Genomic DNA, 15,871 nt, shown 5'->3' on the forward strand with positions numbered 1-15,871 from the left:
TTGTTCAGCAGACAGTGCGAAACCGTTCGACCATCACGTCCAGAACGTCGGCCGGATCGCGCTTCCACCAGTTGTCGGCGGAAAAAATTTCGACTTCGCAGAAACTCCGGTACCCTGCGGCCTCCACGGCGGCACGGATCCCTCTGATATCGGCCACGCCGTCACCCATCATGCCGCGATCGAGAAGCACGTCGGCGGTGTCGGCCAGCCAGTCGCACAGATGAAAGCCGAGGATACGGCGCCCGGCGCGGGTGATCTGCCTGGGCAAATCGCCGTCCCACCAGACATGGTAGATGTCGATGGCGACACCCAGCGCCTCATCGTCGATCCAGTCGCACAGGTCGAGCGCCTCGCGCGTCGTCACGAGGCAGGACCGGTTTCCGCCATACACCGGGTGCAGTGGCTCAAGCGCCAGTTTCACGCCGGCCTCGCGGGCCCACGGCAGCGCGTTGGCCACCCGCTCCGCGACGATTTTCAGGCTCTCGCCCATGCCTTTGGTCCCGGGGGCGACGCCGCCCGTGACGATCGTCAGCACCGGTGCGCCGACCGCCGCCGCCTGGTCGATCGCGCGGCGGAAATCGTCGGCAATCGCCGTGCCATCCCGTTCGGCAAGCGGCCCGACCAGGAAGGGGGTACGACACAGGCCGACGACCTCTATCCCGGATCGACGGGCATAGTCGCCGATGGCGGCCGCCCGCCCCGCCAGTTCCCGACGCCAGAAGACGATGCCGCCGATACCGCGTTCGGCACAGGCGTCGATGACGCGTTCGGGTGACCAGCCGGCGCCGGCACCTTCGACATTGTGACCAAGCGTGGCGGTATTCAGCGCCAGTGCGGTGTGGTCATGGCGGAAGTCACGCATCACTTGCGCCATACAGCGCCAGAAGCGTTTTCATGCGCTTCACGGCAAGGTCCGGGTCCCGCAGCAGGCCGCAGCCGTCGGCCAGGCGGAAGATATCGACGAAGTCCGGCAGCGGGCGCATGGATTGCGCGCCGTTCAGCATGATGAAATGGTCCTGGAACCCATTCAGCCACGCCAGGAAGACGACTCCGGTCTTGTAATACTGGGTGGGGGCCCGGAAAATGAGGCGCGCCAGCGGCACGGTCGGATCGAGCGTTGCGCGGAACCCCGCGGCGTCGCCTTCGCCCAGTTGCCTGACCGCCGTCACCGCCGCCACCGCGATCGGGTCGAAAATACCCAGAAGGGCATGGCTGAAGCCCTGGGCGTCGCCTTCGATCAGCTCGGGATAATTGAAGTCGTCTCCGGTATACATGCGAACGCCCGCAGGCAGACGCCGTCGCAGGCGGATTTCCTTGTCCTTGTCGAGAAGGGAAATCTTGATTCCGTCGACGCGGTCCCGGCTTTCCTCGATGATGGACAGGACCGTCTCCAGCGCGGCGTCAAAATCCTGGCTGCCCCAATAGCCTTCCAGGGCCGGGTCGAACATCTCGCCCAGCCAGTGCAGGATGACCGGCTGATCGCTGTTCGACAGCACCTGACGGTAGACGCGTCTGTAATCGTCGGGACCTCTTGCCACGCGGGCAAGGGCGCGGCTCGCCATCAGGATCAGCCGGCCGCCCAATGCCTGGATCGCCTCGGCCTGCAGCATGTAGCCCCGGATGACGTCGTCAACAGTGGATACCTGGCACAGATCCAGATGGTCGGTGCCGCAGCCGTTCGCCACCAGCGCGTCCGGCAGTTCCGAACGGGTCCGGCGGATAAGGTCCAGCGACCGGGGCCAGTCAAGGCCCATGCCGCGTTGGGCGGTGTCCATCGCTTCGGCAATCCCCAGGCCCATGCCCGCGAGATAGCGCCGGAATTCCATGGTCTTTTCCCAGTCGATCGCCGCCTGGCCCGAGGGGGCGGCAGCCGAAAAAGGATCGGCAACGACGTGGGCGGCGGAATAGACGATACGCGCCGGATCAGCCGGCAGACACGCCTGGGCCATCGGCTTTCCGGCGAGCCGGTATTCGCTTTTCCGGCCTGTTTCGTCAGGAAGGGCGATTTTCATGGTCATTCTCAGAATCGGGGGACAAGCAGTCCGGCATCGGCCGAGATTACCTGGCCCGTGGTGTAGGGAAGTTTCCCCGATGCAAGCGTCGCGATGATGCAGCCCATGTCGGCGGGCTCGCCCACACGGGGCATGAGCGTCAGCCCGTTCGCCGCGCGCTGGCGATATGTCTCGATCACAGACGCGGTCATGTCGGTGGCGATCAGCCCGGGCTGGACGTCATAGACCGCGATATTTTCCGGTCCCAGCCGCACGGCGAACGCCATGGACACCATGGCCGCGGCCGCCTTGGACGCGCAATATTCGGAACGCTGGACCGCCACGGCCCGTGCGTTCGACGAGGTGACGTTCACTATGGAATGGAATAGCGTCTCGGGCCGCGCGCGCGACACCAGGCGGCGAGCAAAGGCCTGCGAGAGAAAGAACAGGGCCTTGGCATTGACGCTCAGGCAGCGGTCCCAGCTCTCCTCGGTCACATCCAGCAGATCGCCACGGCGCAAGACCCCGACCCCGGCATTGTTGACGAGCGTGGTGAGCGGGCCAAGGGTATCCTCGATCCGCGCCAGCCACTCGGCGTGAAGGGTTGTGTCGCTGACATCGAACGCCGCCGCCATGACCGGGACGCCCTGCGCTTCCAGGCGCCGAACCGCATCGCGCAGTGCGGCATCGTCCAGCAGACCGTTCAGGGCGATCGCAAAGCCGCTTCGCGCCAGCGCCTCGGCCGCCGCCAGGCCGATCCCGCGCGAGGCGCCGGTGACCAGCGCAACCTGTCTCATGCGCGCGCGCCTTTCTTCATCAGTTCGCGCGCGATAATCATGCGCTGGATCTGATTCGTGCCTTCATAGATCTGCGTGATCTTGGCGTCCCGATAAAGGCGCTCGACCTCGAAGCCACGGATATAGCCCGAGCCGCCGAACACCTGCACCGCATCGGACGTCCGCGCCACCGCCATGTCACCGGCGAAGCATTTCGCCATGGAACACGCCTTCGTGGCATCCAGCCCCTGGTCGATCTTGACCGCCGCCGAATGGACCAGCAGGCGCGCGGCCTCGATATCCTTGGCCATGTCGGCCAGAAGCCACTGCACGCCCTGGAATTCGGCAATTTTCTTGTCGAACTGCTTGCGTACGCCGGCATATTCGACAGCGGCCTCCAGCCCGGCCTGCGCGATGCCGGTCGCAAGAGCCGCGATACCCACACGGCCCTTGTCCAGCACGCTCATCATCATGTGAAAGCCGCGCCCTGCTTCGCCCAGCAGCGCGTCAGCCCCAAGCCGGACATCGGAGAACGACAGGCCGCCGACCTGGCTGGCGCGCTGCCCCATCTTGTGTTCCTTGGGGCCGCGTTCGACGCCCTGCGCGTGCAGGTCAACGATGAAGATGGACATGCCGCGGTTGCCGGCGGCCTTGTCGGTCCGCGCCAGGACGAAGCCGGTATCGGCCACCGGCGCGTTGTGGATCCAGATCTTGCCGCCGTTCAGCACCCAGCCGTCGCCATCCTTCTCGGCGGTGGTGCGAATGCCCGATACGTCGGTGCCTGCCTCGGGCTCGGTGATGCAGTACGCCACCTTGCGTTTCATCGCGAGGATTTCGGGCAGCATACCGGTTTGACGTTCCGTTCCGTGCCGCACCAGAAGTGTCGAGATCAGTTCCACCAGACCGCACTGATCCGCGATGCTGGCATAGCCGCGCGACAGCTCCTCCATCACCACGGCATAGGTCAGGGTGTCGAAGCCTGGCCCCCCGAGAGATTCGGGCACGCCGACGCCGAACAGCCCGACCTTGGCCATTTCGTCATATATTTCAGACGGAAAGCGTTCTTCCCGGTCCAGGGCCTCGGCGGCGGGGCGGATAACTTCATCGGCAAAAGCCTGCGCGGTGTCGCGCACCTGTGCCTGCATTTCGTTCAAATACATCCCGGCATTCCAGCTCTTTTATGCACTAACCGGTTACATATATAACCACCGGTCCCCGTTCAAGGAAAAAAGCGATGGCTCTTTCCAACGTCCCACATATTTTCGTCAAATATCACGGATCGGTGTCTTGTGATCGGGCGCGCATCCACGACCGCGGACGGTGCTGTGAGGCTGATAGAGTTCACGATAATGTGAGTTTTGCAGCGAATGGAGTCGGGCCTATCACTGAGTAACCGGTTGGTGCATCCGGAGACGGTCGTTCAAGAATAAGATGCTATCCCGCAGGAAAAACGACGGGATGCAAAATAAAGAAGCGGAACGTCGGCCCATGACTCACGCGTGCAATTTAAGAATGTCGAAACGGCAGAGCTGACCCTTCGTTTACCGAGCAGGCCGGACGACCGGCAAGACGCATCAGACCAGCAGTCTAAGTCCACATCCGCCATCGGGGCACCGACGGCGTCAAAACTGGAGAAGCCATCAATGGCCGAACTGGATCACAGCACTGCATTTCCGGAAATTCCACGCGATTTCGGTTTTTACATTGACGGGCAGTGGCGCCAGGCCAGCGACCGTCAGGACCGGTACTCACCCGCCCACGACCGTCTGGTGACGCGCACCGCGCGCTGCACCCGGCAGGACCTGGACGACGCCGTGGCCGCGGCCCGCCGTGCGTTCGAGTCTGGACGCTGGAGCCGCATCCCCGGCGCCGCACGCGCGGCTGTGCTGCTGCGCGCCGCCGAGGGGCTGCGCGAGCGCCGCGAGGAGATCGCACTGTGGGAGGTGCTTGAAAATGGCAAGCCCATCAGCCAGGCGAAGGGCGAGATCGACCACTGCATCGCCTGCTTCGAGGTGGCGGCCGGCGCCGCGCGGCTGCTGCGCGGTGACAGTTTCAATAACATGGGCGACACGCTCTTCGGCATGGTCCTGCGCGAGCCGATCGGCGTTGTCGGGCTCATCACGCCCTGGAATTTCCCTTTCCTGATCCTGTGCGAGCGTGTGCCGTTCATTCTGGCCTCGGGCTGCACCCTGGTGGTCAAGCCGGCCGAGGTGACCAGCGCCACGACCCTGATTCTGGCGGATATCCTGGAAAAGGCTGGACTTCCGGCCGGGGTTTACAATGTCGTGACCGGCGCAGGCCGCGTGATCGGACAGGCGCTGGCCGAACATCCCGACGTGGACATGCTGTCCTTCACGGGCTCGACCGCTGTCGGTCGTACGTGCGTGCAGGCTTCGGCGGCCAGCAACCTGAAAAAGCTGGGCCTGGAACTGGGCGGCAAGAACCCGATCATCGTCTTTGCCGATTCCAACCTCGATGATGCGGCCGACGGCGCGGCCTTCGGCATCAGCTTCAATACCGGGCAATGTTGCGTTTCTTCGAGCCGCCTGATCGTCGAACGCTCCGTCGCTGCGGAGTTCGAGCGCATTCTGGCGGAAAAAATGGCGCATATCCGCGTCGGCGATCCGCTTGATCCGCGCACCCAGATCGGCGCCATCACGACCAGCGCACAGAACGAGACCATTTTGGGATATATCGAAAAGGGCAGGCAGGAAGGCGCGAAAATCGTCCAGGGCGGGGGCGCGCTCGACCTTGGACGCGGCCAGTTCATCCAGCCGACGCTGTTTTCGGACGTGACACCGTCCATGGCGATCGCCCGCGACGAAATCTTCGGTCCCGTGCTGTCCTCCTTCCACTTCGATACGGCCGAGGAGGCGATCGCGCTGGCCAATGACACGGTCTACGGGCTTGCCGCGTCGGTCTGGACCAGCAACCTGGACAAGGCGCTGACCGTCACGCGCCGTGTGCAGGCCGGGCGGTTCTGGGTCAACACCATCATGGCGGGCGGACCGGAAACGCCGGCCGGCGGCTTCAAGCAGTCGGGCTGGGGGCGTGAGGCCGGGCTCATGGGGGTGGAGGAATATACTCAGGTCAAGGCCGTCCATATGGAAATCGGCCCACGGACGCGTTGGATCGAATCATGACCGAAAGCTACGACTATCTCGTCGTCGGCGGGGGATCGGCCGGCTGCGTCCTGGCGGCCCTGCTGTCGGAAAATCCATCCGCCCGCGTGTGCATGATCGAGGCCGGGAAACGCGATACCAACCCTTTGATCCATATCCCCATCGGCTTTGCGAAAATGACCACCGGCCCCCTGACCTGGGGGCTGGTGACGGCGCCGCAGAAGCACGCCAACAATCGGGAAATTCCTTATGTGCAGGCCAGGGTTCTGGGCGGTGGATCTTCGATCAATGCCGAGGTCTACACCCGTGGTCACCCTTCGGACTATGACCGCTGGGCGGAAGAAGGCGCGGAAGGCTGGGCGTTCAACGACATCCGGAAATATTTCATTCGCTCCGAAGGCAACACGATCCTGTCGGGCGAGTGGCATGGGACGAGCGGCCCCCTGGGCGTTTCAAACCTGTCCTCGCCCAATCCCGTCAGCCGCGCCTTCGTGCAGAGCTGCCAGGAATACGGCATCCCGTATAATCCCGATTTCAATGGCCCAAGGCAGGAAGGGACGGGCATCTACCAGTTGACGGTCCGCGACAACCGGCGCTGCTCGGCGGCGGTCGCGTATCTGCGTCCGGCCCTGCATCGGACCAACCTGCGCGTCATCACCGACGCGCAGGTCCTGCGTATCCTGTTCGATGGAAAGCGCGCGACGGGCGTCGTCTATGCGGTGAAGGGGCAGATTCAGGTCGCGCGCGCGGACAGGGAGGTCATCGTCACCTCCGGCGCCATCGGCACGCCGAAGCTTCTGATGCTGTCGGGCATCGGGCCGGCCGCGCATCTGAAGGCCCACAGTGTGCCCGTGGTGCACGACCTGCCGGGCGTCGGCCAGAATCTGCAGGACCATTTCGGGGTGGACATCGTAGCCGAACTGAAAGGCCACGAGAGCTACAACCGATACAGCAAATACCCGTGGATGATGTGGGCCGGCCTGCAATATGCCCTGTTCGGTTCGGGGCCGCTGACCTCCAATGTCGTGGAAGGCGGTGCGTTCTGGTATGCCGACCGCAATGCGCGCTGCCCCGATCTGCAATTCCACTTCCTGGCCGGCTCCGGCGCGGAAGCGGGGGTCGTCTCGGTGCCGAAGGGCAGGTCGGGCATTACGCTCAACAGCTATACGTTGCGCCCGAAATCGCGCGGCACCGTGACGCTACGTTCGTCCGATCCACGGGACGCACCGATCGTCGATCCCAACTTCCTGGCCGATCCCGACGATCTTCGCATCTCGGCCGAGGGGGTGAAGATCAGCGAGGAGATATTCCGGCGGCCATCCTTGCAGAAATACATCAAGTCGATCAGTTTTTTTGACGAGGTCAGGCCGACGACGAAGACTTATGAGGAGTACGCCCGGCAATATGGCCGGACATCCTATCACCCCACCTGCACCTGCAAGATGGGCAAGGATCCCATGGCTGTTGTTGATTCGCAGCTTCGGATCCATGGGCTGGATGGCATACGCATCTGCGACAGTTCGGTCATGCCGTCGCTCATCGGTTCCAACACCAACGCGCCGACCATCATGATTGCCGAGCGTGCAGCCGACCTGATCCGGGGCAACGCATAGGAACGGATCGGATTTCAATGCGCCCGGACCACGACGTATCTAACCAGATAGTTTATTGAGAGAAGCACCATGTCGAAAGTCAAGCGTGCCGCAGACGTCGCAAAGCTGATTAAAGATGGCGCCGTCATCGCGGTCAATTCGTCCAGCGGTCTCTGCTGCCCCGACGCCATGCTCGCGGCGATCGGCGAGCAGTACCGGACCCATGGCGCGCCGAAAAACGTCACCATGATCCATCCGATCGCGGCGGGCGACATGTTCGGCACCAAGGGGGTCGATCATCTGGCGCAACCCGGCCTGATTTCGACCATCATCGGTGGATCCTACCCGTCCGGCCCGTCGGGCGCGGAACCGCCGGTGATTCGCCAGATGATCGCGCGGAACGAGGTCGCGGCCTATAACGTGCCCAGCGGCATCATTTTCGATCTTCTGCGCGAGGGCGCAGCCAAACGTCCCGGCGTGATGACGCAGGTCGGTGTGGATACGTTTGTCGATCCGGATCAGGAAGGCTGCGCGATGAACGATGCGGCGCGCGAGAAGCCCATCGTGCGCCGCATCGCGTTCGAGGGCGAGGACTGGCTGTATTTCCGCGCGCTACGCCCTGACGTCGCGCTTATCCGGGCGAGCACCGCCGACGAACGCGGCAACCTGACCTTTGAAAACGAAGGCGCCTATCTCGGCGCGATGGAACTCGCCCTTGCGGCGCACAACAATGGCGGCATGGTGATCGCGCAGGTCAAGCGCGTCGCCCAGTCCGGCACGCTCAAGCCGCATGACGTGCGCGTGCCGGGCATTCTGGTCGATTACGTGGTCGAGGCCCCGGAGCAGTTGCAGACTACGGCAACCCCGTATGATCCGGCGATTTCCGGCGAAATCTTCCGGCCGCTCGACAGTTTCGACCTGCCGCCGTTCGACATCGCGAAAGTCATGGCGCGCCGCGTCGCATGTGAGCTGCAGAGCGGATGGGCGGTCAATATCGGCTTCGGCATCTGCGCGACCGTCCCGCGCGTGCTGCTGGAAGAAGGGCGCCATGGCGACGTGACGTGGGTGATCGAACAGGGCGCGGTCGGCGGCGTTCCCCTGCTGGACTTCAAGTTCGGATGTTCGTCCAATGCCGAGGCCTTCGTCGCTTCACCGCATCAGTTCACCTATTTCCAGGCGGGGGGATTCGATGTCTCGCTTCTGTCGTTCCTGCAGATCGATCGCAATGGCTCGGTCAATGTGTCGAAACTCTCGGCGCGGCCGCATGTGACCGCCGGATCGGGCGGCTTTGTCGATATCACCTCGCGCGCGCGCCGCATCATCTTCACCGGCTATTTCAACGCCGGCGCCAAGCTGAGTGTGACAGACGGGAAGGTGTCCATCGACCGTGAAGGAAAGGTCGCGAAGATCGTCGATCAGCTGGAACAGGTTTCGTTTTCCGGCAGGCGCGCCGTGGAGCAGGGCCAGCAGGTGATGTATGTTACCGAACGCTGCGTGATGAAACTGACGCCCGACGGGCTTATGGTCACCGAAATCGCACCCGGCATCGACCTGCAGACGCAGATTCTCGACCAGGCCGAGACAACGCTTCTTGTCTCGCCGGACGTGCGTCCGATGGATGCGGCACTCTTTCGGCCTGATGGCAGGATGCCGTCGCTCAAGCCGGAGAGGCAGGTTGCCGCCTGAGGGGGCAACCACGCGTCTCCCCGACCCCGGGTCATCTGCGATGGGCACGTGACGGGATGCAGTGGGGGTGTATGTAGATATCCTGTTGGTTTACAAAGGATGACCCGTCGTGTGCCCTTGTTGCGAGACACCCCTGCGATAGCGTGACCGGAATTTCTATCCCCGAAAGGAATGTGTGGTGCTGAAAGAAAGTCAGGAGAGGGAGAAAAATTCCGATGAAAAAACCGACTCGGTAAGCTTCCCACGTAAAAGAGACGCCGAGGCGACCCAGAAGCGCATTTTATCTTCGGCCAAACGTGAATTTGCGACAAATGGGCTTGCCGGCGCGCGTGTTGATGTTATTGCCGAGAAGGCTGACGCCAACAAAAGAATGATTTATCATTATTTTGGCAATAAAGATTCTCTTTTTGCGAGAATTTTAGAAGACGCTTACAGTAGCCTTTATGAGGCAGAACAACAGCTTGACCTTGACCATCTGGATGCCAAGTCGGCCCTGGATCAGTTTGTGAGATTTACGTGGAATTATTATCTGAATAATCCTGATTTCATAACTCTCGTAAACAGTGAGAATCTGCATCGCGGGGTGCATTTGGAGAAATCGGCTGTTTTGAGGAGTGTCAGCCGAAACCGTTTACGTATGCTGGAAAATCTTCTGAAGCGAGGAGAAAAAGAGGGCGTTTTCCGGCCGGGAATTGACGCAATGCAGTTGCATATTTCCATTGCGGCAATCGGGTATTATTACATAACAAATAGATACACGGGAAATATTATTTTCAAATGCAATTTCATGTCTCCGGAAATGCTGGATAAACGTGTTGAGTTCAACGTTGACAGTGTTTTACGCATCGTTCAGGCATGATCCGATCGTTGCTTCGCACAGGCGGCGGGTCGAACGGTCTGGCGCCGAGGCGCCGACGTGGACCCGACAGCTTGTGCGCGGCGCGATCCGTCTATGCGGGGCCGTAAGGGGACCAGCGTAACGAGCGGAATATAAGCGCGATTGCCATGGCGCGTGCGTCCCGCAGGGCCTCCAGGCTTTTTTCATCGACACCATCCGGAGGCACGAGTCCGGCGCAGGCATCCAGCGCGGTTTTCAATAATGCCGCTTTTGGATAATCCCGGCCGGAGCGACCGTCATAAGCGCAATAGTCGCAGGTGCAGACCAGCATCAGCGATTCATAGAATGTCGGTGCGTCGAAGGCCCCCATCTGCTGCAACATGTCGGCCACGGGACCGGCGCGCACCGCCGACACACGGTGTACCCGCTCCACGCTTGTGGTGGCCATCAGGGCAAGCGCGCGGCAGTCCGGCGGTACGCCGAAACGGTCGCACAGCGCCTCGATTCGAGGTTGCGCGCGCTCGGCGTGGCGATAATGGTGAGGCAGGTGCTCGGGCGGCGAATCGATCTTGCCGATGTTCATCACCAGCAGCGCGAAGCGCACGCTCAAGGGGGCATGGCGCCGCGCGGCTTCGGTCAGCGTGGCCAGCATGTGTGTGCCGAGATCGGTCTCCCCCAGGTCCTCGTAGCTATGGGGCACGCCGAACAGGGCCGCCACCTCGGGTAGAATCTCCCGGAGGCAACCGCAATCGCGCAAGGTGCGAAGCATCGCCGCCGGTGCCGGCGACATCAGGCCGCGCGCCAGTTCCGGCCAGATCTCGGACGGTGGCGTGCCGGCCAGCGCGCCCGCTTCCATGTGTCCGAACATCCGGTCCAGATCGTCCTCTTCCGCGGCGCATTCGCCCTCGGCGAGCAAGGCCGCCATCCGCAGGACGCCAAGCCCCTGATGGGGTTGCAGGAAATCGTCCAGAAGGGGTTTTGGCCTTTGCGTCATGGCGTCGGATTGCGGATCCTGCGCCGTGCCGCCCTGGGTGACGCCGTCGGCCAAAGCGGCGATAACCGGCCAGCCGACAAGGCCGGCCGGGTCGAGGCATTTCAGCGCGTCGAGTTTTTGCCTTGCCAGGGCAGGCTGGTTTTGCCGGAGATTGATAAAGGCGAGCGCCTTTAACGTATACAGCGCAAAGCGTCCGGGGCCGTCCGGTATCCCTGGTTCGGGGCGCCATTGCCGCCAGTCGGCACTCCACCCGGCCTGGCGCGCGGCCTCCCGCAAACCGTTCTCGGCGACCGCCTGCGCCTCGTCGAGGTTGCCCTGGTAGGTGTGGATTTTATAGAGGCAGAAATAGACGGGCAGTTGCGCGGGGGCGGCCTGCAAGGCCTGCCGGAAAAGTGCGTCGGCGCGGGCAGGATCGTCACGATAGGCGATGACGCCCTGTTGCAACAGAGCGTTGACCGTGTCCGGCAGGCTGCCGAAATCGATCACGTCGAATTCAGCGGACGTTTTTTTCATGCTTGGCTCTTGTTGCATTGATGCGTGCGGCCCCGGCTGTTGTCAGGGCCAAGACGCAAATTTTGTGCCATAAGATTTGCGATATTCGTCCGACGACGGCCGACTTAGCGGAAGGCGTATGGTATTTTCTGAATTTAAAAGCGGGCTTAAGGTCACTGTCAAGGACAGGGAGCGAGACGGAGATCGGTGTGAAACGCGCTCAGAAGATCTGGACGACGATCAGCACGGTGCCGATGACCCCCGTGGCCCAGGCGAGCGTGCGGATACCGGGAATGCCGGCGATGTAGCTCGCGGCGTGCACGACCCGCGCCCCCAGGAACAGCCACGCCCCCAGCACGGTCATTCCGTTGGAAATGCCGGCGGCCCGCGCGACCAGCACGGCGATGGCGAAGGGGACCAGGTTCTCGATCAGGTTGCGGTGGGCGCGCAGGCCTCGTCCCGCGGCCCCTGTCGGCTCGGCAAGTCCCTCGCGGTTGCCGATCATACCGGCCGGCCCGACCTGGCGGGAATAGAGCGGCGCATACAGCGCAGGCAGCACAAGACAGAGAATGGCGGCCCACAGCAGGGCCCAGAGTTCGGAGGTCATGGCGCGGAACTCTTGCACGAGGAAGCAGGATGGTAATGTCACGGGCCCATGGTGGGTCTGGTGAGAACAACGCCGGCCGATGCCGACGGTCGAGGTCACGGTGGCGTCAGAGCCGCACGCAGGGGGCGGGCGTCCATATCGTGATCGGGTTATGCGGTGCCATGTGTGAACGAACGTCCCGCGCCGGCGTAGAGGCCCTGCATAAGGGAGGGGACGATGGCGAAAATCATCCAGCACCTCTGGTTCCAGCGCGACATGGAGGCGGCCATCCGTTTCTACGCGTCGCTCATTCCCGGATCGCGAATCGAGTGGGTGAGCAGCATCCCGGTCGACACCCCCAGCGGGCCGGCCGGCAGCGTGGCGATCGCGGCCTTCACGCTGGGGGACCAGCGCTACATGGCCCTGCAGGGCGGCCCGCTCGATTCGTTCAATCACAGCTTTTCGGTCATGGTCGAATGCGACGACCAGGCGGAAATCGACCGGCTGTGGGATGCATTGCGCGATGGCGGAACGGTCGAGCGATGTGGCTGGCTGCGGGATCGGTGGGGGTTGTCCTGGCAGGTCGTGCCGCGACGGCTGGGCGAGCTGATGGGCGATCCGGACCGTGAAAAGGGCCGTCGTGTCGGCGAGGCGATGCTGGGCATGGTGAAGCTCGATATCGCCGGGCTGGAGGCCGCGGCGCTCCGCGCCTAGGCCACGCGCCGTACGAGGACACCGGCATCCAGAAAATGGTGGACGATGATCGCCATTGCGTGGATGTTCGGTCCGGCTTCGGACCGTCGGGGCAGGCAGGATGACGGGGTTGGGCGTGCAAAGGATCGGCGCGACGCGATTGGGACGGTTTCTGGCCTGCCTGCTGGTGCAGGTGGGGCTGATGCTGCCGTTCGCCGTGTCCGGTCACGCCGAAACCATGCGGCAGCCGATGTCCGGCATGGCTATGGCGTCTTCCTCGTCCGACATGCACATGGCCGCGTCGCATTGCGATCATGGGGCTCACCATCCGTGCCATCAGGCTGGCGCGTGCTGCCTCCAGGGCGCCTGCATGGCCGACTGGATCGTGCCGCCGTTCGCACCCCGCATGCGAAATCCGGCGCGCGCGACGGTTGGGTTCGGGCAGCCTCCGGCTGCCGGCGTCGCCGGCGTGGCCTTCGCGCCCGCCCTGCCGCCACCCAGACTGACGGCCTGAATTCTGGTCTGACAGTCTCAGGACCGGTCGTTCACCGGTTCCGTCGTTTCTGCCTGGTGGTTCAAAATCAATGTCAACACGATCCCTTGCGGGACGCAGCGCGATCACGCGTCGTCGTTTCGTTGCCGGGACGGGCCTGTGGGGCGCGGCGCTGGCGGCCTCGGGGGGGCGGGCGTTCGCCTGTGCGCCTGCCTCGGGCCGGCCCGACCCCATGCCCGGCACCCGTTTCGACCTGTCCATCGACCCTGTGCCGGTCAACGTCACCGGCGCGCGCATGCGGGCGGTGGGGGTGAACGGTTCCACGCCCGCGCCGATCCTGCGTTGGCGTCAGGGCGACACGGTCGAGCTGAACGTCACCAACCGGCTGCGCGAACCCAGTTCGATTCACTGGCACGGCATTCGCACGCCTGCCGATATGGACGGTGTGCCCGGCCTCAGCTTCGGCGGCATCGCGCCCGGCGAAACCTTCACCTACCGCTTTCGCCTGCACCAGAGCGGCACCTATTGGTACCACAGTCATTCCGGCTTCCAGGAGCAGACGGGCCTGTACGGGGGGCTGATTATCGACCCGAAGGCGGGCTACGCGCAGCGTTTCGACCGTGAATACGTCATGCTGCTGTCCGACTGGACCGATGTCGATCCGCGGGACATCGTCTCCAACCTCAAGTTCCAGAGCGACTATTATAATTTCCGCCAGCGCACGGTGGGCACGTTCTTTCGCGACGCCCACCGGCAGGGGCTGGGCGAGACCATCCGGGACCGCCTGCGCTGGGGTGCGATGAACATGGCGCCGACCGATATCCTGGATGTGTCGGGCATCATCTACACCTACCTGATGAACGGCCAGTCGCCCGCCGCCAACTGGACCGGCCTGTTCCGCCCGGGCGAACGCATCCGCCTGCGCTTTATCAACGGCTCGTCGATGACGCTGTTCGACGTGCGTATTCCCGGCCTGACGATGACCGTGGTGCAGGCCGACGGCAACGATGTGGAGCCCGTCCCGGTCGATGAATTCCGCATCGGGCCGGCGGAAACCTACGATGTGATTGTCCAGCCCGCCGCCGACGGGCCCTACACGGTCTTTGCCCAGGCCGAGGACCGCACCGGCTATGCGCGCGGGACGCTGGCGACGCGGCCGGGCTTGGCCGGGCCGGTTCCGCCGATGGATGCGCGGCCGCTACGCACCATGACGGACATGGGCATGGGCGCCATGCCGGATGGCGGCATGGGGAAGATGGACGGCATGGACATGCCGGAAACGGCCGCCCCGCCGTCGTCCCCCGCGCCGTCGTCCGGAGCGAAACCGAGGTTGGGCGTCGAGGTGCAGAGCGTCGCCATGATGCCGATCGACCGGCTGGCCGAACCGGGCGCCGGACTGGAGAACAACGGCCGGCGCGTCCTGACCTACGCCGATCTGCGGGCCACCATTCCGGGGGCGGATCCGCGCCCGCCGTCACGCGAGATCACCCTGCACCTGACCGGCAACATGGAACGCTTCATCTGGGGGTTCGACGGCCGGAAATTCTCGGAGGCCGAGCCGATCCGCCTGAGCCTGGGCGAACGTGTGCGCTTCGTCCTGATTAACGACACGATGATGGAACACCCGATCCATCTGCATGGATTGTGGAGCGAGCTGGAAAACGGGCAGGGCGCGTACCGGCCCTACAAGCACACGATCATCGTCAAGCCGGGCGAACGGCTGAGCTATCTGGTCACGGCGGACGAACCCGGCCTGTGGGCGTACCACTGCCATCTGCTGTATCATATGGAAGTGGGCATGTTCCGCACGGTGGTGGTGTCATGACCCGGCCGCGCGCGGGCCGGGCGGTCCTGGCCGTCATGCTGGCCGCCACGACGGCCGTTCCCGGACATGCCCGGTCGGGGGGGATGCAGGCGGGGCCGGTCGCCTATGTCAACGGCATGCCGCCGGTCATGGATCACACTGCCTACCTTCACGCGCTGCTTGATGAATTCGAGGGCCGGTACGGCGCCGATGGAGGCCAGTTCCGCTATGACGGGCAGGCGTGGTACGGCACCGATTACGACAAGCTGTGGCTGAAATCCGAAGGGACCGTGGGTACGGACGGCAGGTTCGGCGATGGCGACCATGAGGTGCTCTATGATCGCGCGATTTCCCGCTATTTCGACGTTCAGACGGGCGTGCGCGTCGATATCGACGATGGCCCCACGCGGGCCTGGGGCGCGGTCGGGGTCGAGGGGCTGGCGCTCTATTTCTTCAATCTGGAGGCGACGGCCTATTTCAGCGATCGTGGCGCCGCCGGCCGCGTGCAGGGGTCCTACGACCTGCTGCTGACCAATCGCCTGATCCTGCAACCTCAGGTGGAACTGAATGCCTATTCGGCGTCCGACCCGGCGCGGGGGACCGGCAGCGGCCTGTCGGACCTCGATACCGGCCTGCGGTTGCGCTACGAATGGCGTCGGAAATTCGCCCCCTATATCGGCGTGACCTACCAGAGCACGTTCGACCAGGCCGCCGGCATGGCCCGCGCCCACGGCGCGCGCGTCCACGACCTGAATTTCACGTTCGGAATCCGGACGTGGTTCTGACCCCGACCTTTCCAAGGAA

Annotated in this window: 14 protein-coding genes; 8 read left to right on the plus strand and 6 right to left on the minus strand. The window is 63.6% G+C overall.

All coding sequences use genetic code 11. From position 1 onward, the window contains the following. Positions 1-4: 4 nt before the first annotated feature. The 4 genes from HLH21_RS04920 to HLH21_RS04935 are packed head-to-tail and all read right to left on the minus strand — an operon-like array spanning position 5 to position 3,927. Positions 5-862 carry a sugar phosphate isomerase/epimerase family protein gene (locus tag HLH21_RS04920; RefSeq protein ID WP_182941898.1) on the minus strand — a complete coding sequence of 286 codons (858 nt, stop codon included), beginning with the start codon at positions 860-862 and terminating at the stop codon, positions 5-7. After that, positions 855-2,018 carry a dihydrodipicolinate synthase family protein gene (locus HLH21_RS04925; protein ID WP_220789684.1) on the minus strand — a complete coding sequence of 388 codons (1,164 nt, stop codon included), beginning with the start codon at positions 2,016-2,018 and terminating at the stop codon, positions 855-857. The genes HLH21_RS04920 and HLH21_RS04925 overlap by 8 nt, the downstream gene beginning before the upstream one ends. Positions 2,019-2,020: 2 nt before the next feature. Then, positions 2,021-2,788 carry a 3-ketoacyl-ACP reductase gene (locus HLH21_RS04930; protein WP_182941902.1) on the minus strand — a complete coding sequence of 256 codons (768 nt, stop codon included), beginning with the start codon at positions 2,786-2,788 and terminating at the stop codon, positions 2,021-2,023. Continuing rightward, positions 2,785-3,927: an acyl-CoA dehydrogenase family protein gene (locus HLH21_RS04935; RefSeq protein ID WP_182941904.1), complete on the minus strand. Its 1,143-nt coding sequence runs from the start codon at positions 3,925-3,927 to the stop codon at positions 2,785-2,787. The genes HLH21_RS04930 and HLH21_RS04935 overlap by 4 nt, the downstream gene beginning before the upstream one ends. Before the next feature lie 339 nt (positions 3,928-4,266). Between HLH21_RS04935 and HLH21_RS04940 the strand changes: the two genes are divergently transcribed. From HLH21_RS04940 to HLH21_RS04955, 4 genes are all read left to right on the plus strand, one after another. Continuing rightward, positions 4,267-5,910 (plus strand): aldehyde dehydrogenase family protein, encoded by a 1,644-nt coding sequence (locus tag HLH21_RS04940; RefSeq protein WP_264811573.1) that lies wholly within the window; start codon positions 4,267-4,269, stop codon positions 5,908-5,910. Further along, positions 5,907-7,502 (plus strand): GMC family oxidoreductase, encoded by a 1,596-nt coding sequence (locus HLH21_RS04945; RefSeq protein ID WP_182941906.1) that lies wholly within the window; start codon positions 5,907-5,909, stop codon positions 7,500-7,502. Before HLH21_RS04940 ends, HLH21_RS04945 begins: the two co-directional genes overlap by 4 nt. A gap of 69 nt (positions 7,503-7,571) precedes the next feature. Beyond that, positions 7,572-9,167, plus strand: coding sequence for an acyl CoA:acetate/3-ketoacid CoA transferase (locus HLH21_RS04950; RefSeq protein ID WP_182941908.1), 1,596 nt, complete (start codon positions 7,572-7,574; stop codon positions 9,165-9,167). Between the two features lie 178 nt (positions 9,168-9,345). Then, positions 9,346-10,026: a TetR/AcrR family transcriptional regulator gene (locus HLH21_RS04955; RefSeq protein ID WP_264811574.1), complete on the plus strand. Its 681-nt coding sequence runs from the start codon at positions 9,346-9,348 to the stop codon at positions 10,024-10,026. A 91-nt stretch (positions 10,027-10,117) separates the two neighbouring features. On the opposite strand, the gene HLH21_RS16890 is transcribed toward HLH21_RS04955, so the two are convergent. Both HLH21_RS16890 and HLH21_RS04970 read right to left on the minus strand, forming a co-directional pair. After that, positions 10,118-11,512, minus strand: coding sequence for a hypothetical protein (locus HLH21_RS16890; RefSeq protein WP_220789685.1), 1,395 nt, complete (start codon positions 11,510-11,512; stop codon positions 10,118-10,120). 199 nt (positions 11,513-11,711) lie between these two features. Continuing rightward, positions 11,712-12,098 (minus strand): MAPEG family protein, encoded by a 387-nt coding sequence (locus HLH21_RS04970; protein WP_182941909.1) that lies wholly within the window; start codon positions 12,096-12,098, stop codon positions 11,712-11,714. Between the two features lie 216 nt (positions 12,099-12,314). On the opposite strand from HLH21_RS04970, the gene HLH21_RS04975 reads away from it, so the two are divergent. From HLH21_RS04975 to HLH21_RS04990, 4 genes are all read left to right on the plus strand, one after another. After that, positions 12,315-12,791: a VOC family protein gene (locus HLH21_RS04975; RefSeq protein ID WP_182941911.1), complete on the plus strand. Its 477-nt coding sequence runs from the start codon at positions 12,315-12,317 to the stop codon at positions 12,789-12,791. 115 nt (positions 12,792-12,906) lie between these two features. Continuing rightward, entirely contained in the window at positions 12,907-13,284 is a 378-nt protein-coding gene (locus tag HLH21_RS04980) for a hypothetical protein (RefSeq protein ID WP_264811577.1), read from the plus strand. A gap of 70 nt (positions 13,285-13,354) precedes the next feature. After that, positions 13,355-15,088 carry a copper resistance system multicopper oxidase gene (locus tag HLH21_RS04985; protein ID WP_182941915.1) on the plus strand — a complete coding sequence of 578 codons (1,734 nt, stop codon included), beginning with the start codon at positions 13,355-13,357 and terminating at the stop codon, positions 15,086-15,088. After that, positions 15,085-15,852: a copper resistance protein B gene (locus HLH21_RS04990; RefSeq protein WP_373319557.1), complete on the plus strand. Its 768-nt coding sequence runs from the start codon at positions 15,085-15,087 to the stop codon at positions 15,850-15,852. The genes HLH21_RS04985 and HLH21_RS04990 overlap by 4 nt, the downstream gene beginning before the upstream one ends. Positions 15,853-15,871: the final 19 nt, after the last annotated feature.

It is taken from the genome of Gluconacetobacter johannae (genome assembly GCF_014174305.1).
GTDB classification, from domain to species: Bacteria; Pseudomonadota; Alphaproteobacteria; order Acetobacterales; family Acetobacteraceae; genus Gluconacetobacter; species Gluconacetobacter johannae.